The sequence below is a fragment of the Clostridium sp. genome (assembly GCF_030532265.1).
Taxonomy (GTDB): domain Bacteria; phylum Bacillota; class Clostridia; order Clostridiales; family Clostridiaceae; genus Clostridium.
The window spans coordinates 25,816-48,346 of record NZ_JAUNLM010000011.1 but is presented as its reverse complement, the minus strand read 5'-3'; the positions used below and the strand labels follow the sequence as shown (position 1 = coordinate 48,346).

Sequence of the window (22,531 nt, the reverse complement as noted above, 5' to 3'; positions counted from 1 at the left end):
CAAGTATATAATTACAAGAACGTATTTCCCTTTAAATTTAACACTGAGAGGTTAAGAAGGAGTGATATTATGTTAAAAGACAGACATTTAATAGATCCTATGGATTTTACTGTAGGTGAATTAGAAGAAATTTTCAATTTAGCACATCAAATTATAGAAAATCCAAAAAAATATTCAAAGATATGTGATGGAAAAATTTTAGCAACTCTATTTTATGAGCCTAGTACAAGAACAAGATTTAGCTTTGAAGCAGCTATGATGAGATTAGGCGGAAATATCTTAGGCTTTTCAGAGCCAAATTCAAGTTCAGCATCAAAAGGTGAAACACTTGCAGATACAATAAAAATGGTATCAATTTATTCAGACATTATAACAATGAGACATCCAAAAGAAGGCTCTGCTAGAGTAGCAAGTATGTATTCAGATGTATCAGTTATAAATGCTGGTGATGGTGGACACCAACATCCAACTCAAACACTAACAGATTTATTAACAATAAAAACATTAAAAGGTAATCTTGAAAATAAAACTATAGGTATATGTGGAGACTTAAAATATGGAAGAACAGTACATTCTTTAATAAAAGCAATGTCAAGATATGAAAACAATAAATTCGTACTGATATCTCCAAAAGAACTTAGAATTCCAGATTATATAAGAGATGAAGTATTAAAGAAAAATAATATAGAATTTAAAGAAGTTGAAAGATTAGAAGATGTAATAGAAGAAGTTGATATTCTTTATATGACAAGAATTCAAAAAGAAAGATTTTTCAATGAAGAAGAATATTTAAGACTTAAAGATAGTTATATTTTAGATATGGAAAAAATGGACCTTGCAAAAGAGGATATGATAGTTATGCATCCACTTCCAAGAGTGAATGAAATTGCTGTAGAAGTTGACGGTGATAAAAGAGTAGCTTATTTTAAGCAAGCTGAGTATGGAATGTATGCAAGAATGGCATTAATATGTAAACTTTTGGGGGTATGTTAATATGTTAGAAATTACAAGTATAAAAAATGGATTAGTTATAGATCACATAAAAGCTGGAGTTGGAATTAAAATATTTAATCATTTAAACCTAGAAAAATCAGATTTAAGTGTAGCCTTAATAATGAATGTCCCAAGTAATAGATCAGGAAAAAAAGATATTATAAAGATTGAAGATATAGAAAAAATAAATTACGAAGTTTTAGCTATGCTTTCTCCTAATGTTACAGTAAATGAAATTAGAAATGAAAAAATAGTTAATAAGATAATACCAGAATTACCTCAAACAGTTGAAGGAATAATAACTTGTGATAATGTAAGATGTATAACAAGTGATGAAAAGTATGTCCCTCAAATATTCAATTTAGTAGATAGAAGCGAAGCTACTTATAAATGTGAATATTGTGATCATATAATGACACTTAAATAAGATGAGGTGTTTAATTTGAATATATTAATAAAAAATGCAAATATAATAGATTCATGTCAAAACTTTTATGGAGATATTTATATAGAAAAAGGGAAAATAAAGGAAATAGGAACAGAAATAAATATAGATGGAGTAGAAGTTATTGATGCTAAAGAATTAACATTAATGCCAGCGTTTATAGATACACATGCACATTTTAGAGATCCAGGACTTACTTATAAAGAAGATTTAGAAACTGGATCAAAGGCTGCATTGAGAGGAGGATATACAGGGGTTTGCCTTATGGGAAATACAAATCCTGTATGTTCTACTAAAGAAGTATTAGATTATGTAAAAGATAAAGAAAAAACTTTAAATCTTATAGACTTACATCAATGTGTAACTATAACAAAAAATTTTGATGGCAAAACAATATCACATCTAGAGTGTTTTAAAAATGATGATAGAGTGAAGGCTATCTCAGATGATGGTGTTGGAGTGTCAGATTCGAGAGTTATGATGGAAGCTATGAAAATTGCAAAAGAAAATAATTGGGTAGTTATGTCTCACGCAGAATCAGGTGAATTTTCAGATATAGATATGAGACTTGCTGAGAATATGATGACTTGGAGAGATATAACATTAGCAAAAGTTACAGGTGCAAAACTTCATATGGCTCATGTAAGTACAAAAGAAGCTATGAAGTATATAATTGATGGAAAATGTGAAGGTGTGAATGTAACTTGCGAGGTAACACCACATCATATAGCGCTTACTAATGATGTAAATAATTATAGAGTTAATCCACCTATAAGAGAACATGAAGATGTAGAATTTTTATTAAAGGCTATAAAGCATGGAGATGTTGATTGTATAGGTACAGATCATGCACCGCATACAAAGAAAGATAAGGAAAATGGATCTCCAGGAATGGTAGGGCTTGAAACTGCATTTCCTATATGTTATACAAAATTAGTTAAGGATGGAATTATTTCGATAAACAAGTTATCAGAAATGATGTCAAGAAATCCAGCTAATATTTTAGGGATGAATAAAGGAAATATTAGTATAGGATTAGATGGAGATGTTGTTTTATTAGATTTAAATAAAGAGATAGTAGTAAATTCAGATGACTTTCAATCAAAGGGGAAAAATACTCCATTTGAAGGAATGAATTTTTATGGAGAAGTTGTAATGACTATAAAAGGTGGAAAAGTTTTATATAAAAAGTAGTGAGGGTCAAATTATGAAAAGTAAGATTATAGATAAATTATATGATAGAGTTTTAGAAAGAGGAGTAGTTTGTGTTGGGCTTGATACAGCACTTGATTATATACCATCATTTATAAGAGAAGGGAAAAGTGATAAAGAGGCGATTGTTGAATTTAATAAAGCTATCATAGATTCAACAAGAGATGTTGTTGCATGCTTTAAAGTTCAAATAGCATATTATGAAGCTTTAGGTATAGAAGGTTTAAAAGCATACAAAGAAACATTAGAATATCTTAGAAGTTTAGATGAGATAATAATTGCAGATATAAAAAGAGGGGATATAGCAGCAACAGCAAAAATGTATGCCAAAGCTCATTTTGAAGGAGATTTTGAAGCAGACTTTATAACATTAAATCCTTATATGGGAATGGATAGTATAGCACCATATATTCCATATATAGAAAGTGGAAACAAAGGTATATTTAGTTTAGTAAGAACTTCTAATGAGGGAGCATTTGATATAGAGTATATAAAAGCTAAATCAGGAAGAAATGTTTATGATATAGTTGGAGAAAAAGTCTTACAATTAGGAGAGCCTTTTAAAGGAGAATGTGGATATACACCTATAGGAGGAGTTATAGGTTGTACTCATATAGAAGAAGGTGCAAAAATTAGAGAAAATCTAAAAGATATGTTCTTTTTAATACCGGGATATGGAGCACAAGGTGGAAAAGCTAAAGATGTTGCCATGTATTTAAATAATGGTAATGGAGGAGTTGTAAATTCATCAAGAGGAATTCTTTTAGCATACAAAAATAAAGGTGAAGATGAAAGAAATTTTGCTAAATGTGCAAGAGAAGAAGCGATGAAAATGAGAGATGAGATAAGATTAGCTTGCAACAGATAGGAGGAAATTTAATGGGCATAAACTACAAAAAAGCTAAAGTAATAAGCAATGATGAAATATCAAAAGGGATATTTAAATTAGTAATAGAAGAAAACCAAGATATAAAATGTGGTCAATTCTATATGCTTAAGGTTGACTGTGCATTACTTCCAAGACCTATAAGTATATGTGAAAAGAGTGAAAATAATTTAACTTTTCTTTATTCAGTAGTTGGAAAGGGAACAAAAGAAATAAGTAAATTAAAAAAGAATGAAGAAATAAATATTACAGGTCCCCTTGGAAATGGATTCAATGTAAATGAAAAGCTTGGAAAAGTTGCATTAGTTACGGGAGGAATAGGAATAGCACCTATGCTTCAAGTTGCTAAGGAATTAAAACAAAATGGAAATAGTGAAGTTATAGATTTATATGCAGGATTTAGAGATGAAGTATACTTAATAAATGATTTTGAAAAGTATGTTGATAATATAAATTTAGCAACTAATACAGGAAAGCATGGGATAAAAGGGGTTGTAACGGATATTTTAGATGCTAAAAAATATGATGTAGTATTATGCTGTGGTCCTGAAATAATGATGAAAAAGGTTATAGAATTATGTAAAGATGCAGGTATTAAAGTATATGTATCAATGGAAAAACATATGGCCTGTGGAGTTGGGGCATGTCTTGTTTGCACTTGTAAAACGAAAGATGGTCATAAAAGAACTTGTAAAGATGGTCCTGTCTTTGATGGATATTATGTGGAGCTTTAAGGAGGAAAATCATTATGTTGAATGTAAATATAAATGGAGTAGATTTTAAAAATCCTGTTATAGCAGCCTCAGGTACATTTGGATTTGGACAAGAGTACAATAACTTTTATGATGTTAGTATTTTGGGGGGGATATCCACTAAGGGTTTAACTTTAAGGAAAAAGGATGGAAATACTGGAATAAGAGTTTATGAAACAAAAGGTGGAATGATGAATTCAGTTGGTCTTCAAAATCCTGGAGTAGATCATTTCATAGAGTATGAATTAAAAGATATGAAAAAATTAAATACAAATATAATTGCAAATGTTGGTGGCGGTTGTATAGAAGACTATGAAACAGCAGTAAGCAAGTTAAATGAAACTGATATAGATATGATAGAACTTAATATATCATGTCCTAATGTAAAATCTGGTGGGATGGCATTTGGAATAAAATCTAATGTAGCATTTGAAGTTGTGGATAAAATAAAAAAGATAACAAATAAGCCTTTAATGGTTAAACTATCTCCAAATGCTGAAAATATAGTGGATATGGCTTTGCAATGTGAAAAAGCAGGTGCAGATTCTATTTCATTAATAAATACTATAAAAGGTATGGCTATTGATATAAATAAGAGAAAGCCTGTATTTGATAATATATATGCAGGACTTTCAGGACCAGCAGTAAAGCCAATAGCTTTAAGAATGGTTCATGAAGTATCAAAAGCTGTAAATATACCTGTTATAGGGCTTGGTGGAATAAGTACTGCAGAGGATGCGATAGAATTTATGATGGCTGGTGCAAGGGCCATACAAATAGGAACGGTTAATTTTAATAATCCATTAGCTGGAAAAGAAATAGTTCAAGGAATAGAAGATTTTCTTTTAAAAGAAGGTATAAAGGATATAAATGAAATTATCGGAATTGTCTAAAAATTAACGAAATTTTGGAGGTTTTCAATATGAAAGAATATAAAAAAGAGTTTATTGAATTTATGGTAGAGTGCGGTGTGCTTACTTTTGGAGATTTTGTAACTAAAAGCGGAAGAAAAACTCCATTTTTTGTTAACACTGGAAACTATAAAAAAGGAAGTCAATTAAAACGACTTGGAGAGTTTTATGCAAAGGCTATAAAGGAAAATTTTGATAATGATTATACTGTTTTATTTGGACCTGCTTATAAAGGAATTCCTTTAACAGTAACAACATCAATAGCTTTATCAGAGCTTTACAATATAGACGTAGATTATTGTTCAAATAGAAAAGAAGTGAAAGATCATGGAGATAAGGGAATACTTCTTGGAGCAAAATTAAAAGATGGAGATAAAGTTTTAATAGTAGAAGATGTAACAACAGCAGGTACATCAATATATGAAACAATGCCTATTTTAAAGGAACAAGGTAATATAAAAGTAGAGGGACTTATAATTTCTGTAGACAGAATGGAAAGAGGGCAAGGAGAATCATCTGCTTTAAAAGAGATTAGAGAAAAATTTAATTTTAAAACATGTGCAATAGTTACTATGGAGGAAGTTATAAAATATTTATATAATAGAGAGATAAATGGAAATATATTAATTGATGATGAGATGTTAGAACGAATAAATGATTATTATAAGAAGTATGGCGCTAATAATAAAAAATAAATAATAAATAACAAAATACTAAAATTTGTTAATCAAAAGGACTTTATGTTAAAAAAAAATTTACATTTAGTCCTTTTTAATTTAAAATAATAAGTGGAAGAAGAAATATATTGTGAGAATTTATATCAGTTGAAAATAATTATTGACTGTTAAATTTTTATCATATATAATCTAAATATATTATTAATTGAAAGGGAGGCGACGTATAGTGTTTAATCAATGGGAAGGCTTTAAAGATGGAAGCTGGAAAGAACAAATAGACGTTAGAAATTTCATACAAAATAACTACACTCCATATGAAGGAGATTCTTCATTCTTAGCAGGAGCTACAGAAAATACTAAAAAATTATGGAATGAAGTTAGTGAATTATTTAAAAAAGAAAGAGAAAATGGGGTTTTAGACGTTGACACTAAAACAGTATCAGGTATCGATGCTTACGAGCCAGGATATATAGATAAAGCAATCGAAAAGATTGTTGGAGTACAAACAGATTCTCCTCTTAAAAGAGCTGTTATGCCACAAGGTGGTATAAGAATGGCTGAAAATGCAGCTAAAGCTTATGGATATGAAGTAGATCCAAAAATATCTGAAATATTTACAAAGTATAGAAAGACACATAATCAAGGTGTGTTTGATGTATATACAGATGAAATGAAATTAGCTAGAAAATATGGTATAGTTACTGGACTTCCAGATGCTTATGGTAGAGGAAGAATTATAGGGGATTACAGAAGAGTTGCGCTATACGGTGTTGATAGATTAATAGAAGACAAGCTAGAACAAAAAAAGAGTTTAGAAGTAGGAACAATTGATTCTGATATTATTCAACTAAGAGAAGAAATAACAGATCAAATAAATGCATTAAAAGAGCTTAAATCTATGGCTTTAAGTTATGGATTAGACATATCAGTACCAGCTAGTAATGCAAGAGAAGCTGTTCAATGGTTATACTTTGGATACTTAGCAGCAATTAAGCAACAAAATGGTGCAGCAATGTCACTTGGAAGAACATCAACATTTTTAGATATATATATAGAAAGAGATTTAAACTCAGGAGTTATAACAGAAGAAGAAGCTCAAGAGATTATGGATCATTTCGTTATGAAGCTAAGATTAGTTAAGTTCCTAAGAACTCCAGAATATAATGATTTATTTTCAGGAGATCCAACTTGGGTTACTGAATCAATTGCAGGTATGGGTATAGATGGAAGAACATTAGTTACTAAAAACTCATTTAGAGTACTTAATACACTTTATACTTTAGGACCATCACCAGAGCCAAATTTAACAGTTTTATGGTCAACTAAACTACCACAAAACTTTAAAGATTTCTGTTCAAAAGTTTCAATTGATACAAGTTCAGTGCAATATGAAAATGATGATTTAATGAGAGAGTATTGGGGAGATGATTATGCTATAGCTTGTTGTGTATCAGCAATGAGAGTTGGAAAGCAAATGCAATTCTTTGGTGCTAGAGTTAACTTAGCTAAGACTTTACTTTACACAATAAATGGAGGTAAAGATGAGAAATCAGGAGTACAAGTAGGACCTAAATTAGAGCCAATAACTAGTGAATATTTAGATTATAATGAAGTAATGGAAAAGTTTGATGTAATGACAGAGTGGCTTGCAAATCTTTATGTAAATACATTAAATTGTATTCACTATATGCATGATAAGTATTCATATGAATCATTACAAATGGCTTTACATGACAGAGATGTATTTAGAACAATGGCTTGTGGTATAGCTGGTTTATCAGTATGTGCTGATTCATTGTCAGCTATTAAATATGCTAAGGTAAAACCAATAAGAAATGAAGAAGGAATAGCTGTAGATTTTGAAGTTGAAGGAGATTTCCCTAAATACGGTAATGATGATGATAGAGTTGATGAAATAGCTGTATATCTTGTTAAGAATATGATGGATAAAATCAGAAAGAACAAAACTTATAGAAATGCATATCACACTCAATCAATTTTAACTATAACATCAAACGTAGTATATGGTAAGAAAACAGGTACAACTCCATGTGGAAGAAAAGCTGGTGAGCCATTTGCACCAGGAGCTAATCCAATGCATGGAAGAGATTCAAGTGGATCACTTGCATCATTAAATTCAGTTGCTAAACTTCCATATGAGCATTCACAAGATGGAATTTCAAATACTTTCTCAATAATTCCAGATGCTTTAGGAAAATCACCTGAAGAAAGAATATCAAATTTAAGTAACTTAATGGATGGATATTTTGGACAAAGAGCTCATCACTTAAATGTTAATGTATTTAATAGAGAAACTTTATTAGATGCAATGGAAAGACCAGAAGAGTATCCACAATTAACTATAAGAGTATCAGGATATGCTGTAAACTTCATTAAGCTTACTAGAGAGCAACAATTAGATGTTATAAACAGAACATTCCATTCAAAAATGTAATGTAATTTAACTTAAAAGTATCCTCTGCTAATATATTTAGCAGAGGATATGTATTATAATTTTAAATAAATAAGTTAGTATAATAAATTGTTTATTTAAAATTATAAATTAGGAGGTACACATAATGACAACAGGATTAATTCACTCAATGGAAACTATGGGGCTTGTTGATGGACCAGGAATAAGAGTTGTTGTATTTATGCAAGGATGTTCATTAAGATGTAAGTATTGTCATAATCCTGATACTTGGGAATATGGAGTAGGAGAAAAGGTTACACCAGAAGAATTAGTTAAAAAGATAAAAAGGTATAAAGCATATTTTGATACATCAAATGGTGGAGTAACTTTTTCAGGGGGAGAACCTTTAAGACAACCAGAATTTCTAATAGAAGCCTTAAAACTTTGTAAGAAAGAAGGTATTCATACATGTATTGATACTGCAGGATCTGGTATTGGAATGTATGATGAGATATTAAAATATACTGATTTAGTTCTTTTTGATGTAAAAGATATTACTGAGGAAGGATATAAAAATGTAACATTAGTTAATATAGACGAGTCACTTAAGTTTATAGAAGCCATGAAAAGAAATAGAACAAAAATATGGTTAAGACATGTAGTTGTACCTGGACTTACTGATGGAGAAGAACATATAAGACGATTTAAAGAATTTATTAAAGAATTTAATAATGTTGAAAAAGTAGAGCTTTTACCTTATCACTTACTTGGAGTAAATAAGTATGAGAAACTTAATATTAAATATCCATTAGAAGGTGTAGAAGCAATGGATAAAGAATTAATAAAAAAATATTATGATATAATAAATGAATAAATTAGTTAAAGGTATATAGAAATACAAATATTACTATATACCTTTAAATTTTATTAATTAGAATTTGCTATTTTAGTAAAATAACCATGAGGAATAAGTTTTTTCTTTAACCCTTCAATAACTACTAAATAAGTTGCTGCTGTATCAAATCTAGCATCATGATAGTCTCCACTTCCTCCAAATAGTTGTTTAGCTTTAGATTCTATTTGATCTTTTGTTATATTTAAGTAAGAAATAACCTCTTCAAGTTTTGGATTTTTATATGTTCCATTAGGTTTTAAAATTTTACATATATCTCTATAATAATCCATTGTGCAGAACGTTCTTTTAGGTTCATAATTAGCACCTAAAAATATAAGCTCGCTGTGTAAAAATTTTACATCGAAATTAACATTATGGCCTATTACAAAGTCAGCATCCATAAAATCATCTATAAACTCTCCAACAACATCTTCAAAATACATTCCATTTGATAGTTCATATAATTTTTCTAAAGAAAAACCATGAACTGCTTCTGCATTTGGATCCATTTCATCTACTGTAAAGAAAAAGTTTTTACCTTCTGTTTTTTGAGGTTTTGTACTTGTATCAACGATTATATAGCTTAGCTGACATATATGTCCTGGGCGTATGCTAGTTGTTTCTGTATCGAAAAATAACAGTTTCATTTTAAGATATCCTCCTAAGTCTCTTTGAGTATAATAATTATTATATAACATATCTATTAACAATAAAATAAAAAATAAATCATATTAAAATACTAAGAATTAATTGAAAGTGATTATTAATTATAGTATAATATGGAATATAAAGAGTAGAAAAAGAGAAAGATAATATGAGATTAAATATAAATTAATTAGGAGTGATAAAACATGCTAGTAGAAGGAAAAAGAAAAGTATCTATAATCGGAGCTGGATTTGTAGGAGCTACAACAGCATATGCACTAATGAATAGTGGTATAGCAACAGATATTTGTATTTATGATATAAATATGGATAAGGCAATGGGAGAAGTAATGGATTTAGTTCATGGTACATCCTTTGTTAAGCCAGTTAATATATATGCAGGTTCATTAGAAGAAACAAAAAATTCAGATATAGTTATAATTACTGCAGGAGTTGGACCAAAAGAAGGAGAAACTAGATTAGATATTATAGATAAAAATTACAAAATATTTAAAGGGTTTGTTCCAGAACTAGCTAAGCTTAGTCCAAATGCCATACTTTTAGTAGTGTCAAATCCAGTTGATGTATTAACTTATATAACTTATAAGTTATCAGGATTCCCAAAAGAAAGAGTAATTGGTTCAGGTACAGTTTTAGATACATCAAGATTAAAGTATGTTTTAGGTAAATATTTTAGTGTAAATAACAGCAATATTCATTGTTATGTAGTTGGTGAGCATGGTGACAGTGAAGTTGTAACTTGGAGTAATGGAAGAATTGGTGGAGAAGACTTTGATATTTATGCTAAACAAACAGATCTTGCTTGGGATGAAGATACAAAGAAGGTAATAGAAGAAGATGTTAAAAATGCTGCTTATGAAATAATAAATAGAAAAAAGGCAACATATTTTGCAGTAGCACTTGCAGTAAACAGAATAGTTGAGGCTATATTTAGAGATGAAAATAGTATATTAACAGTTGGTTCATTGTTTGAAGGACAATATGGAATAGATGATATGTATTTAGCTATACCAACTATAGTTAATAGAAAAGGGGCTAAAGAAATAATAGAAATACCTTTAGCTAAATCCGAAGAAGAAAAGCTTAAAAAGTCTGCTGAAATATTAAAATCACACTTAAATAAGTGTCACATTTAAAAATTAACAATAAAGTACTCTTTAATTTAAAAGAGTACTTTATTTTTTTGTTTTTTTTGTATATAATAATATTTAAAATCAAAGGAGGGCTATTCATGAAAGTAGAAGGAGTAATAATTCCAGAAGATTATAGAAGTAAAACAACACTAATTGAAACAGAAGTACATATAAAAAGTATTAAGGATTTCTTTGAAAAAAATTTAGCTGATAAGTTAAATTTAATAAGGGTTTCTGCACCACTTTTTGTTGATGTAAAGTCAGGATTAAATGATAATTTAAATGGAGTAGAAAGACCAGTTAAATTTGATGTTTTAGCAACTAATCAAGATGTTGAAATAGTACATTCACTTGCTAAATGGAAAAGAATGAGCTTACATAGATATAAATTTCCAGTTGGAAAAGGTCTATATGCAGATATGAATGCTATAAGAAGAGATGAAGAGTTAGATAATATACATTCAATTTATGTAGACCAATGGGATTGGGAACTTATAATTAATAAAGAAGATAGAAATTTAGACTTTTTAAAAGGTATAGTTAAAAAAATATATAGTGTATTTAAAGATACAGAAAAGTATGTTAAGGAAAATCTTTTAGACATTGAAGAAGAATTACCAGAAGAAATATTTTTTGTAACATCACAAGAATTAGAAGATATGTATAAAGATTTATCACCTAAAGAAAGAGAAAATGCTATATGTAAGGATAAAGGGGCAGTCTTTATAATGCAAATAGGAGATAAGTTAAATTCTGGTGAAAAGCATGATGGTAGAGCACCAGATTATGATGATTGGAAATTAAATGGTGATATATTATTTTGGAATAATATATTAGATAGTGCTATTGAATTATCATCAATGGGAATAAGAGTAAATGAAGAGTCTTTAGAACGTCAGTTAAATGAAGCAGGATGCGAAGAAAGAAAAGAACTAGATTTCCATAAATCATTATTAAATGGAGAATTACCTCAAACTATTGGTGGAGGAATTGGACAGTCAAGAATATGTATGTACTTTTTAAGAAAAGCGCATATTGGTGAAGTTCAATCATCAGTTTGGGATGATAAAAATTATAGAATTTGTAGTGAAAATGGAATAGACTTATTATAAATAAAAAAGATTGCTATTATAGCAATCTTTTTTATTTATTAAATGTTATTTCTCCACTTAAAACTTTTTTTATGTTTCCTTTAGAATCTTTTATTATAAGTTCACCTAAGTCATCTATTCCAAGACATGTTACGGTCTCTTCTTTTCTTAATGTTATTAAAGTTGCCTTTTTATTAATTAGCATAGAATAATTTTTACATATATAAATTACTTCAGATAAATCATCATCATCTACAAATTTATTATAATAGTATTCAAAAGTATTTAAGAAATATGCTAATATTTCAGATTTATTAAATTCATTACCTGTTTCTAATAATAAAGATGTAGCGGTATTTAAATCATTTATAAAATCTTTTTTATCAATATTTATATTAAGTCCTAGTCCAACTATAATATAATTTACTTTATCCATATCAGCATTCATTGTAGTCAATATTCCACAAAGCTTTTTATTATTTATATAAATATCATTTGGCCATTTTATTTTACAATTTATATTAAGGTTATTTAAAACTTTTATCATGGAAGCAACAGCTATTAATGTTATTTTATTTCCGTCATTTGGAGAGATGTTTGGTTTAAGTATCATTGAGAACCAAAGTCCTCCTAATGGAGATTGCCAACTTCTATTAAATCTGCCAATACCATTAGTTTGAGTTTCAGCTACAATAACTGTTCCACCTTTGCAATTTTCTTGTATTAGTTTTTTTGCAACTAAATTTGTAGAGGTCGTTTCTTTATAGTGTAATAAATTCTTACCTAAAAAATTTGTTTCTAGTAGCTTATTTATAGTTTTAATATCTAATATATCAGGAGATTTTATTAATTTATATCCTTTATTTCTTATAGCATCTATTAAGTAGCCTTCTTTTTTTAGAGCATTTATATGTTTCCATATAGAATTTCTAGATACACCTAAAAGGTTACTTATATATTCACCAGACATATATTCATTATTAGACATTAATAAATCTAATATTTTTTTCTTCATAATTTCCTCCAAGAAAATTTTATTAATAATCTATATTATAGACAAAAAGTGGCCAAAATAATAAAAAATAACTTAAAATGTAATAAAAATATATAAAATGTAATGAATTTGTAATTTTATAAGTTCGAATATACTGGTTTTATGTCAAAAAGTCTATTATAATGTTATTAGTTAACTGAATTTAACAAAATGTTAATTTAATAAAAATTATGTTTAATAAAAATTCTTAAATTTATTAGGGAGGTAAAATATGCAACAAAAGGGAGATAAGAAAAAAACAAATTCTACTGAAAAAAAGAAAATGCCTAAAAAGAAAAAAATATTGCTTTCAGTTGGAATTGTCTTTCTTCTTATTATTCTAGGTATTGGTGGAACTTATATGTATATAAGAGGTCATATATATCAAGGAAATACTAGTGGAGAAGAAGTGACTTATGAGGAGCAACCAGGAATAACAAATATATTACTTATAGGAACTGATGCTCGTAAATTAAATGAGGCTGCAAGAGCAGATGCTATTATTATTGCAACAATTGATAATAATAATAAAAAATTAAAACTTACTTCAATTATGAGAGATACTTTAGTAAACATACCGGGACATGGAGAGCAAAAAATAAATGCTGCATTAGCATTTGGTGGACCAGATTTACTAATGAAGACAATAAAGGAAAATTTTAATTTATCATTAAATAAATATGTAATGGTTAACTTTAATGGTTTTACATCAATAATTAACGCTGTTGGAGGTATTGATGTAGATGTACACGATTATGAAATAAAAGAATTAAATAAGTTTATTGGAGAATACGAAAAGGTTAAATCTCCAAAAATAGAAAAACCAGGAATGCAACATTTAGATGGTCAACAGGCTTTAGCTTATGCTAGAATAAGAAAAGTTGGAGATGGGGACTATGAAAGAACAGAAAGGCAAAGAAGGGTAATAGATTTAGTAACACAGAAATTTAAGGATTTAAGTGTTATTAAATATCCATCAGTTATGGGTGAGTTATTACCATATGTAAAAACAAATATAGAACCAGCGATGATATTAAATTATGCATACACTGTTTCTAAGTTTCCAAGCCTTACATTTGAACAATTAAGAATCCCTGTAAGTGATGATATTTCATGGGGAGGACTTTATAAAGATAAAGGTTGGGTTTTAATTATAGATAAAGAACAATGTTCAAAGATTATGGATGATTTTATATTTAATAATAAAAAGCCAACAAAAGATAGTTATAATATAGAAAAGTGGAAATCTAAACTTGAACAATATATGGGAGCTAATGAAGAGCATATTAAAGATAATGGACCACTTCAAGAAAAAGATGAAGATTACATTCCACCTATTAGTAATTCAAAAACAGAAATAAAACCAAATAATAATACTGGTAGTGGAAGTGGGAATTCAAATAGTTCAATAAATCACAACAAAAAGCCAAGTACAAATTCAAATACAAATAAGAAACCATCAAGTGGTTCAACTTCAGGAAATACTAATTCCGGAACAACTCCAAATAAGAAACCATCAAGTGGTTCAACTTCAGGAAGTGGTAATACTAATAGTAATAATCAAACAAATACAGATAAGAATCCTGGAAATAATACAAATCATAATAATAATAATAACAATACAGGATCAGGTAGTAATGTAGAATCAGGAAATAAGCCTAATTCAGGAAACGAATCAGGCTTAGGAAATGGAACAAACGATCAGAATTCAGATAAAGTATCAAATACACAAAAACATATATAAAATTAATAAAATAACTTTATAATAAACAAAACACAGCTTATTTTTAAAAGCTGTGTTTTATGTTATAATACTATAAAATGGAAAAGGAGAATTTTAAATGGAATTTTTATTAGGTAAAATATTAATGTTACCTGCTATACTTATAGGATTTACTTTTCATGAATATGCTCATGCTAAAATGGCAGATAGACTTGGAGATAAAACACCAAGATTTCAGGGGAGACTTACTTTAAATCCAATTGCTCACTTAGATCCTATAGGTACTTTATGTATATTATTTTTCGGAATAGGTTGGGCTAAACCTGTACAAGTTAATCCATCAGCTTTTAAAAATTATTATAAAGATGATTTGAAGGTAAGCTTAGCTGGTCCTATTGCAAATTTAATAGTAGCATTCTTTGGAATGGTCCTTTATACGTTAATATTTATTTTAGGAACTTCAGGAGTATTAGAAGGAACATTATTTTCAGTTTTATTTAGTATGGCATCACAAATAGTAGGAATAAATGTAATATTATTTGTTTTTAATTTATTGCCATTACCAGGTTTAGATGGATTTAGTATACTTAGAGATATAAGTCCTAAACATTTTTATAAAATATCAGATAGTATATATAGATATCAATTTGTAATATTTTTAGCAGTAATATTTTTAGCTGGCCCTATAATTAAAATACCAGCAAATCTAATAATGAATTTATTATCAAGTATTGTAGGAAGTATATTTGGATTATTTTTTTAAAAAAACAGTTAGCAATGTTTTAATTGCTAACTGTTTTTCATTAATCTATTTTTTCAATTGATAAATCTTTTCCATATATTTGTTTGAATGAATATGAGCTTCTCATTGCTTGTCGAATTTCTAATTCTAAATCTAATGGTGATTTTAATTTAATTACAACTGTTTCAGGTAAAATATCTACGATTAATTCTTTAACAGCCCCACCTAAGCTTCTATCTAAACTTTCAGAAATTTTTATTATAGAACCTAAATATTCTATTGCATTAATATCTATTCTATTTATAATAGAACTAAATTGTGGATAAGGAATATGATAAGAATTATTTCTATGAGATGCAGCAACAGTAGCACTTATCAATAAATCTTTATGGCTTAGACCATTTATAGATGAATTTAATATAACATAAAAGCTATGCTTATGATGATTATAATAATCTATGCTTATACCACAATCATGTAATAATGCTGCAGTTTTTAATATTTTTTTATAATTATCATTTAGTTTATGAATTGGTCTTAAATTTTCGAATAAATTCATTGCAAGGTTATAAACATTTTTTGCATGATTTTTATTTATATTAAGTTTATTCATTATTCCTTTTAAACTAAATGTAAGCATATCTTTTTCATAGTCATAATGTTCATCTATATATTTATACATAATACCTTCGCTAAGTCCTTTAGATGAAGTTACTAGATTTGTAATTCCACTATACTTTTGTATATTATTTAATATACAAAGTCCTGCAACCATTATATCAGCACGTTCGTTAGGTAACCCATAAACTTGATAACGTTGCTTTAGACATTTGCATTTTAATAAGTTATATATTTCTTGAACATCTATATCATTTAAATTATAATTATGTTCTATATCAAGGGGATAGCGTTTTCTAGACCTGTCTATTTTACTAAGGCATTTAATAGTACCACCTACACCAACTATAGAAGGGGAATCGCAATATTTAATCCAAGTACATTCTTTTAAGCATGATATAATTTTACTTTTTGCATTTTCAATATTATTATTTAATATTCTATCTTGTAATTCATATTCATATGTAAGGTTTAAAGTACCTACAGGAAGTGAATAACAATTTTTAATTTCGCCATCTTTAACCCAAGCTAAATGAGTTGATAATCCTTCTATATCAACTAAAAGATAATTATCGAAGTAAGTTGTATTTGAAACACCTAAGAAATTAAAATATATTTCTTTTTCTATATCTAATACAGTTATATCTATACCTAATTCATCCTTTATTAATTTAAATAACATAGAGCTATTTGAAGCATTTCTATAATCTTCAGTAGCAATAGCAATTATTTTTTCGGCACATGATATTTTGCACATAGACTTAAATGTTCTTAAAGTTGATAAAGCAGTATTTAATTTATCAGGTGATAACTTATCTCCATATACTAAATCTTGGCACAGTCTAATTGATGTATTTAGTTCATCAATCGGTCTAAAATAACCATCGTCTTCAACTTCGTTTAATGTTAAAGTAACTGAGTTAGCGCCTATTTCAATAACACCAATTCTTCTCATAATAAACTCCTTAAAAATAAGATTTAAATATTTATATAGTATACATTATACAACATTTTTTTATTATATGTTATATATAATAATATTTAACTATTTGTTGACATTATTACAATTATATATGTATAATATAATGAAAGAAAGTAAAATATAAATTCTATGAAGAGGAGAGTAGGGTAATTAATTCTTTTTAGCGAATAAGGAGTTTGGTGTAAGCCTTATAGATAGATTACTTGAAGAGAGCCTTGGAGAAGCGCCTGAAATGAGTAGGGAGTGCCGCAAATTTAAATCATTTGCGTTAACAAAAAAGAGTGGCATTACTTTGTGCAAAAAGAGTGGTACCGCGGAAATTTATGATATTATTCCGTCTCTTATTTTATATAAGAGGCGGTTTTTATATTTTACGGAAAATATTAAGGAGGATTAGAAAATGGATTACAAACAAATAATAGCAGAATTAATTAGCAAACATGTAGATTTAGATGTAGAAACAATAAAAAAACTTATAGAAACACCACCAAAGCCAGAAATGGGAGATTATGCTTTTCCTTGCTTTCAATTAGCAAAGGTTATGAGAAAAGCTCCAAATATGATAGCTGAAGAATTAGCTTCAAATTTAGATAAAGAAGGTTTTGAAAAAATAACAAATTTAGGACCATATGTTAACTTCTTTGTAGATAAGGCTGCATTCACTAAATCTACAATTGAAACTGTATTAAAAGAAGGCGATAAATATGGAAGTTCAAAGATTGGAGAAGGAAAAACTGTATGTGTTGAATATTCATCACCAAATATAGCAAAACCTTTCCACGTAGGACACCTTTTTTCAACTTCAATAGGTAATTCACTTTATAAGTTATTCCAAGAAGAAGGCTACAATGTAGTTGGAATAAATCACTTAGGAGACTGGGGTACTCAGTTTGGTAAACTTATAGCTGCTTATAATAGATGGGTTGATGAAGAAGCTTTAGAAAAAGATCCAATAGGAGAATTATTAAGAATATATGTTAAATTCCATGATGAAGCAGAAAAAAATCCAGCATTAGTTGACGAAGGAAGAATGCACTTTAAGAGACTAGAAGATGGTGAACCAGAAGAAACAGCACTTTGGGAAAGATTTAGAGAATTAAGCTTAAAAGAGTTTAATAGAGTATACGATCTTTTAGGAATAAAATTTGATTCATTAGCAGGTGAAGCATTCTATAATGATAAGATGCAAGTTATAATCGATGAATTAAGAGATAAAAATTTACTTACTGAGAGTAATGGAGCTCAAGTTGTTATGCTTGATGAATATAATATGCCACCATGTATAATATTAAAAGGTGATGGAGCTACTATATATGCAACAAGAGACTTAGCAGCTGCAAACTATAGAAAGAATACTTATGACTTCTATAAATCAATATATGTAGTTGGAACACCACAAGCATTACACTTTAAACAATTCTTTAAAGTATTAGAACTTGCTGGAAAGGATTGGGCTAATGACTGCGTGCATGTAGGCTTTGGATTAGTTAAGTTTAAAGATGGTGGAATGTCAACAAGAAAAGGTAAAGTAATTCTTTTAGATGAATTATTAAATGAAGCTGTAGCTAAAACTTTAGAAGTTATAAATGAAAAAAATCCAGATTTAGAAAATAAAGAAGAAGTTGCTAAGAAAATTGGTATTGGAGCAGTTGTATTTACTTATCTTAAAAATTCAAGAGAAAAAGATATTATATTTGATTGGAAAGAAATACTTTCATTTGAAGGGGAAACTGGTCCATATGTTCAATATTCATATGCAAGAGGAAATAGTATATTAGAAAGAGCTGGGGATATTGATTTAACTAATGTTGATTACAGTAAATTAAATTCAAAAGAAGAATTTGAATTAATAAAAGCATTAGAAAACTTTAAGAAAAATATACACTCAGCAGTAGAAAAACTTGAACCATCAGTTATTACAAGATATGTAATAGATGTAGCGAAATTATTTAACAAATTCTATAATGCTCATTCAGTATTAAATTTAGAAGATGAAGAGCTTAAGAAAGCAAGACTTAGCTTAGTTAAAGCAAGTTTACAAGTTATTAAAAATGGCTTAGCTCTATTAGGTATAGATGTTGTAGATAAAATGTAATAAATATTAAGAAACTAGGATTCATTATGTGTTTCCTAGTTTTTTTATAAAAGTATTTAAAATAGTTTTAATAATGTTTTCTATATATGTAAAGTTTCTTTTTATTTAAGAATTTTAAATATAAAATGTGATATAATTTAAAATATTTAATGTTAGTAATTTAATATTAGTAAAAATGGAGGTGAAGTAGATGAATAGAAGAAACTCTATATATAAAAATGTATTGATAATAGCTATTATAGCTATTATAGGTTATAAGATTGTTGATAATTATGATGTTTATTTATCAATTTTTAAGAAGTTATTATCTGTATTGGCACCGTTTTTCTATGCAATAATATTTGCCTATATTTTAAATCCTTTAATGAAGTTTTTTCAAAAGAAATTAAAATTAAAAAAAGGTGCAGCTGTAGGACTTACTTATTTATGTATATTAATTGTACTTTTTTTAATAGGGTTTTACGGAATACCAGCTTTAGTAGATAGTATAATATCAATAACAAAAGAAATACCTGACTATGTTAATACTGTACAAGGTTGGGTTAATAATGCACTTCAAAATGATAAGTTTTATGCACTTATGCAAGATGCAGGAGTATTGAAAACTTTAACTAGTATTTCATCCAAGGTAGGTGGAGTTGCAATTACAGCATTGGAAGGTGCAGTAGGTTCTCTTTTAAGTATAACAACAGGAGTAATTCAAATTGGATTTGGACTTTTAATATCAATTTACTTGTTATTAGATAAAGAAAACTTTATAAAACAAATAAAATTAATAGTTATCATGGTATTAAAAGAAAAATGGGGAATAACTGTAATTAACTTATTTAAGACATATAATCAAATGATTGGAACATATATAGGTGTAAAAGCAATAGATTCAACAATAATAGGATTTATTTCTCTTATTGGTCTTATGATAATAAAAGTTCCATATGCAATATTACTTGCAATATTTGTTGGATTTACTAACATGATTCCTTATTTTGGACCATTTGTTGGTATGGTTGTATGTGCTTTAGTAGAAGTTTTTGTATCTCCAATGAAAGCTATAATAGTATTTATATTTTTATTAGCAGTTCAACAATTTGATGCTTGGTATTTAGAGCCTAAATTAGTTGGTAATAAGGTTGGTATAGGCCCTTTTTGGATAATACTTGGTGTAACTATTGGAGGCGGATTTTTTGGAGCTTTAGGAATGCTTTTAGCATCACCAACAGTAGCAACAATAACTATATACTATGATAGATTAGTTAATAAGTTTAAATCAAAGCATGAAGATGTAGATGATTTAATAGATTCCTTATAGAAAATAAAAAAGCTGCTTATATAAGCAGCTTTTTTTAATTTTTCCTAGAAGGGCATTTCTTATGGCAAGAACCACAATTACATTCACCCTTTGAGGATTTTTTTACATTTTTATATATTATATATGCAGCTACAGCTGCAATTCCTATTGTTACAATAATTTCCATTTATATCACCTTACCTTTAAACAAATAGGGAAGCCACATTGTAGAATATAAATGCTACAACCCAAGCAAGAACTAATTGATATATAACAGAGAAGATAGTAAATTTAGTACCATATTCTTTTTTCATAGTACCTACAGTTGATACACAAGGTACATATAATAAAGTAAATATTAAGAATGAATATGCTGAAATTGCTGTAAAGAATTGAGGTAAAATAAGCTTTAAGTCACCATTGAATATTACTTCCATTGAAGAAACAACAGTTTCTTTTGCTAAAAGTCCACTAAGTAATGATACTGATGATTGCCAATTTCCAAATCCTAAAGGAGCAAAAATTGGTGCTATAAATGAACCTATAGCTTCAAGTATACTTTGATCAACACTTTCAACCATTCCATGTAAATTGAAGTTTGATAAGAACCAAATAACTACACTCATAGCAAAAATTATAGTACCAGCTTTCTTTATAAAGCCTTTACCTTTATCATAAGTTTGTTTTGCAATTGATGAAAGTTGAGGAACCTTATAATTAGGTAACTCGATTATAAATGGCTCTTCATCTTTTTTAAATATAGTATTTTTAAATAGCATACCAATTAAGAATGCTATAATAACTCCAAGCAAGTATAATGAAGCAACAACTAATCCTCTATGTTCAGTGAAAAATACTGAAGCAAATAATGCATATACAGGAAGTCTAGCATTACATGACATAAGAGGTACAAGAAGTGCTGTAAGTTTTCTATCTTTTTCGCTTTCAAGAGTTCTTGCAGACATTATAGCAGGAACTGAACATCCAAATCCAACTATCATTGGAATAAATGCCTTACCTGAAAGCCCCATTTTTCTCATGAATTTATCCATTAAGAAAGCAACTCTTGCCATGTAACCACTGTCTTCTAAAAATGTTATACATATAAATAATGCAAGTATTACTGGAAGAAGAACTAGTATTCCACCAACACCACCAACAATTCCGTCTACTAATAAAGATTGGAACCATGGAGATGTAGAAGCTAAAACTGTATGCAACCATGGAATAAGTGAGTCATTTAAAAATCCATCTAGCAAATCTGAAATAGGTTGTCCAACCCATGAAAATGTGAATTGGAACATGAACGCCATTATTAATATAAAAAGTGGATAAGCTAAAAATGGATTTAAGAATATTTTATCTAATTTTTCAGTTAAATCTTTTTTATTTGTATCTTTCTTTTTAACACATTTATGTAAAATATTTTCTATAAAAGTATATGTTTCTTTTTCATTTTCAAATTTGAACTTAGAATTATCAGTAGTTTTTATAAAGTCGTTACTATTTAATGTTTCTTTTATTAAATCAATACCTTCACCTTTAGCAGCTATAATTGGTATTACAGTAACTCCTAATTCTTTTGATAAAATTTTATAATCAATTTCATATCCTTTATTATTAACTACATCAATCATATTTATAGCAAGTACAATTGGCTTGTTAAATTGCTTAAGTTGAGTCGTTAAATAAAGATTTCTGGATAAATTAGATCCATCTACAATGTTTAATATAACATCAACATTATCTTCTTCTAAAAATTTTTTTGCAACTTTTTCTTCGTGAGAAAAAGTATCCATTGCATAAATACCTGGTAAATCTACTATTTTTAAGTCATCAAAATAACCTTCTTTTTTTTCAACAGTAACACCTGGCCAGTTACCAACGTATTGTTTTGAGCCTGTTAGTGCATTAAAAAGAGTAGTTTTACCGACATTTGGGTTCCCTAGCAATGCTATAGTTTTCATGTTTGTCCC

General features: G+C 28.1%; 20 protein-coding genes and 1 other annotated feature. Of the genes, 15 read left to right on the top strand and 5 right to left on the bottom strand.

What is annotated here, in order from left to right; all coding sequences use genetic code 11:
- Window positions 1-69: 69 nt before the first annotated feature.
- From pyrB to pflA, 9 genes are all read left to right on the top strand, one after another.
- Complete coding sequence (gene pyrB, locus Q4E08_RS04480; RefSeq protein ID WP_303128895.1) at window positions 70-993, top strand: aspartate carbamoyltransferase; 924 nt, start codon at window positions 70-72, stop codon at window positions 991-993.
- Window position 994: 1 nt separating this feature from the next.
- The gene (locus Q4E08_RS04475; RefSeq protein WP_303128893.1) at window positions 995-1,420 is read left to right on the top strand and encodes an aspartate carbamoyltransferase regulatory subunit; all 426 of its coding nucleotides are present in this window, start codon (window positions 995-997) and stop codon (window positions 1,418-1,420) included.
- 15 nt (window positions 1,421-1,435) lie between these two features.
- Window positions 1,436-2,632 (top strand): dihydroorotase, encoded by a 1,197-nt coding sequence (locus tag Q4E08_RS04470; protein ID WP_303128889.1) that lies wholly within the window; start codon window positions 1,436-1,438, stop codon window positions 2,630-2,632.
- Between the two features lie 13 nt (window positions 2,633-2,645).
- Window positions 2,646-3,518 (top strand): orotidine-5'-phosphate decarboxylase, encoded by an 873-nt coding sequence (pyrF, locus tag Q4E08_RS04465; protein WP_303128888.1) that lies wholly within the window; start codon window positions 2,646-2,648, stop codon window positions 3,516-3,518.
- A gap of 11 nt (window positions 3,519-3,529) precedes the next feature.
- Entirely contained in the window at window positions 3,530-4,270 is a 741-nt protein-coding gene (locus Q4E08_RS04460) for a dihydroorotate dehydrogenase electron transfer subunit (RefSeq protein ID WP_303128886.1), read from the top strand.
- Between the two features lie 14 nt (window positions 4,271-4,284).
- The gene (locus tag Q4E08_RS04455; protein ID WP_303128885.1) at window positions 4,285-5,181 is read left to right on the top strand and encodes a dihydroorotate dehydrogenase; all 897 of its coding nucleotides are present in this window, start codon (window positions 4,285-4,287) and stop codon (window positions 5,179-5,181) included.
- 29 nt (window positions 5,182-5,210) lie between these two features.
- Complete coding sequence (gene pyrE / locus Q4E08_RS04450) at window positions 5,211-5,894, top strand: orotate phosphoribosyltransferase (protein WP_303128884.1); 684 nt, start codon at window positions 5,211-5,213, stop codon at window positions 5,892-5,894.
- Window positions 5,895-6,102: 208 nt separating this feature from the next.
- Complete coding sequence (pflB, locus tag Q4E08_RS04445) at window positions 6,103-8,331, top strand: formate C-acetyltransferase (protein WP_303128882.1); 2,229 nt, start codon at window positions 6,103-6,105, stop codon at window positions 8,329-8,331.
- Between the two features lie 124 nt (window positions 8,332-8,455).
- On the top strand, window positions 8,456-9,163 hold the full coding sequence (pflA, locus tag Q4E08_RS04440) for a pyruvate formate-lyase-activating protein (RefSeq protein WP_303128880.1): 708 nt from the start codon (window positions 8,456-8,458) through the stop codon (window positions 9,161-9,163).
- A 53-nt stretch (window positions 9,164-9,216) separates the two neighbouring features.
- On the opposite strand, the gene Q4E08_RS04435 is transcribed toward pflA, so the two are convergent.
- On the bottom strand, window positions 9,217-9,831 hold the full coding sequence (locus Q4E08_RS04435) for a 3'-5' exonuclease (protein ID WP_303128879.1): 615 nt from the start codon (window positions 9,829-9,831) through the stop codon (window positions 9,217-9,219).
- A 204-nt stretch (window positions 9,832-10,035) separates the two neighbouring features.
- Between Q4E08_RS04435 and Q4E08_RS04430 the strand changes: the two genes are divergently transcribed.
- Window positions 10,036-10,986: an L-lactate dehydrogenase gene (locus tag Q4E08_RS04430; RefSeq protein WP_303128878.1), complete on the top strand. Its 951-nt coding sequence runs from the start codon at window positions 10,036-10,038 to the stop codon at window positions 10,984-10,986.
- 95 nt (window positions 10,987-11,081) lie between these two features.
- Window positions 11,082-12,095 (top strand): aspartate--ammonia ligase, encoded by a 1,014-nt coding sequence (gene asnA, locus Q4E08_RS04425; RefSeq protein ID WP_303128877.1) that lies wholly within the window; start codon window positions 11,082-11,084, stop codon window positions 12,093-12,095.
- 31 nt (window positions 12,096-12,126) lie between these two features.
- Here the strand turns inward: asnA and Q4E08_RS04420 are convergent, their stop codons facing one another.
- A complete protein-coding gene (locus tag Q4E08_RS04420; protein WP_303128875.1) occupies window positions 12,127-13,089 on the bottom strand; it encodes a biotin--[acetyl-CoA-carboxylase] ligase in 963 nt (320 codons plus the stop codon).
- A 250-nt stretch (window positions 13,090-13,339) separates the two neighbouring features.
- Between Q4E08_RS04420 and Q4E08_RS04415 the strand changes: the two genes are divergently transcribed.
- Together Q4E08_RS04415 and Q4E08_RS04410 are read left to right on the top strand one after the other, a co-directional pair.
- Complete coding sequence (locus Q4E08_RS04415; protein ID WP_303128872.1) at window positions 13,340-14,851, top strand: LCP family protein; 1,512 nt, start codon at window positions 13,340-13,342, stop codon at window positions 14,849-14,851.
- Between the two features lie 97 nt (window positions 14,852-14,948).
- The gene (locus Q4E08_RS04410) at window positions 14,949-15,593 is read left to right on the top strand and encodes a site-2 protease family protein (RefSeq protein WP_303128871.1); all 645 of its coding nucleotides are present in this window, start codon (window positions 14,949-14,951) and stop codon (window positions 15,591-15,593) included.
- A gap of 40 nt (window positions 15,594-15,633) precedes the next feature.
- Here the strand turns inward: Q4E08_RS04410 and Q4E08_RS04405 are convergent, their stop codons facing one another.
- Entirely contained in the window at window positions 15,634-17,145 is a 1,512-nt protein-coding gene (locus tag Q4E08_RS04405; protein WP_303128870.1) for a Ppx/GppA phosphatase family protein, read from the bottom strand.
- Window positions 17,146-17,292: 147 nt separating this feature from the next.
- Window positions 17,293-17,517, top strand: a binding site (T-box leader).
- A 55-nt stretch (window positions 17,518-17,572) separates the two neighbouring features.
- Here Q4E08_RS04405 and argS point away from each other — a divergent pair.
- Together argS and Q4E08_RS04395 are read left to right on the top strand one after the other, a co-directional pair.
- Window positions 17,573-19,267: an arginine--tRNA ligase gene (gene argS / locus Q4E08_RS04400; protein WP_303128868.1), complete on the top strand. Its 1,695-nt coding sequence runs from the start codon at window positions 17,573-17,575 to the stop codon at window positions 19,265-19,267.
- Window positions 19,268-19,457: 190 nt separating this feature from the next.
- Window positions 19,458-20,576, top strand: coding sequence for an AI-2E family transporter (locus tag Q4E08_RS04395; RefSeq protein ID WP_303128866.1), 1,119 nt, complete (start codon window positions 19,458-19,460; stop codon window positions 20,574-20,576).
- 34 nt (window positions 20,577-20,610) lie between these two features.
- On the opposite strand, the gene Q4E08_RS04390 is transcribed toward Q4E08_RS04395, so the two are convergent.
- Entirely contained in the window at window positions 20,611-20,742 is a 132-nt protein-coding gene (locus Q4E08_RS04390; RefSeq protein WP_303128865.1) for a FeoB-associated Cys-rich membrane protein, read from the bottom strand.
- 16 nt (window positions 20,743-20,758) lie between these two features.
- Window positions 20,759-22,522 (bottom strand): ferrous iron transport protein B, encoded by a 1,764-nt coding sequence (gene feoB, locus Q4E08_RS04385; protein ID WP_303128863.1) that lies wholly within the window; start codon window positions 22,520-22,522, stop codon window positions 20,759-20,761.
- Window positions 22,523-22,531 lie beyond the last annotated feature (9 nt).

Bases quoted from the DNA above. Each gene is read 5' to 3' on its own strand.
- pflA (WP_303128880.1), top strand. From the start codon at position 8,456: ATGACAACAGGATTAATTCACTCAATGGAAACTATGGGGCTTGTTGAT.
- Q4E08_RS04405 (WP_303128870.1), bottom strand. From the start codon at position 17,145: ATGAGAAGAATTGGTGTTATTGAAATAGGCGCTAACTCAGTTACTTTA.
- Q4E08_RS04435 (WP_303128879.1), bottom strand. From the start codon at position 9,831: ATGAAACTGTTATTTTTCGATACAGAAACAACTAGCATACGCCCAGGA.
- Q4E08_RS04475 (WP_303128893.1), top strand. From the start codon at position 995: ATGTTAGAAATTACAAGTATAAAAAATGGATTAGTTATAGATCACATA.
- Q4E08_RS04455 (WP_303128885.1), top strand. From the start codon at position 4,285: ATGTTGAATGTAAATATAAATGGAGTAGATTTTAAAAATCCTGTTATA.
- Q4E08_RS04420 (WP_303128875.1), bottom strand. From the start codon at position 13,089: ATGAAGAAAAAAATATTAGATTTATTAATGTCTAATAATGAATATATG.
- asnA (WP_303128877.1), top strand. From the start codon at position 11,082: ATGAAAGTAGAAGGAGTAATAATTCCAGAAGATTATAGAAGTAAAACA.
- Q4E08_RS04410 (WP_303128871.1), top strand. From the start codon at position 14,949: ATGGAATTTTTATTAGGTAAAATATTAATGTTACCTGCTATACTTATA.
- Q4E08_RS04430 (WP_303128878.1), top strand. From the start codon at position 10,036: ATGCTAGTAGAAGGAAAAAGAAAAGTATCTATAATCGGAGCTGGATTT.
- feoB (WP_303128863.1), bottom strand. From the start codon at position 22,522: ATGAAAACTATAGCATTGCTAGGGAACCCAAATGTCGGTAAAACTACT.
- pyrE (WP_303128884.1), top strand. From the start codon at position 5,211: ATGAAAGAATATAAAAAAGAGTTTATTGAATTTATGGTAGAGTGCGGT.
- argS (WP_303128868.1), top strand. From the start codon at position 17,573: ATGGATTACAAACAAATAATAGCAGAATTAATTAGCAAACATGTAGAT.
- Q4E08_RS04415 (WP_303128872.1), top strand. From the start codon at position 13,340: ATGCAACAAAAGGGAGATAAGAAAAAAACAAATTCTACTGAAAAAAAG.
- pyrB (WP_303128895.1), top strand. From the start codon at position 70: ATGTTAAAAGACAGACATTTAATAGATCCTATGGATTTTACTGTAGGT.
- Q4E08_RS04390 (WP_303128865.1), bottom strand. From the start codon at position 20,742: ATGGAAATTATTGTAACAATAGGAATTGCAGCTGTAGCTGCATATATA.
- pyrF (WP_303128888.1), top strand. From the start codon at position 2,646: ATGAAAAGTAAGATTATAGATAAATTATATGATAGAGTTTTAGAAAGA.
- Q4E08_RS04460 (WP_303128886.1), top strand. From the start codon at position 3,530: ATGGGCATAAACTACAAAAAAGCTAAAGTAATAAGCAATGATGAAATA.
- Q4E08_RS04395 (WP_303128866.1), top strand. From the start codon at position 19,458: ATGAATAGAAGAAACTCTATATATAAAAATGTATTGATAATAGCTATT.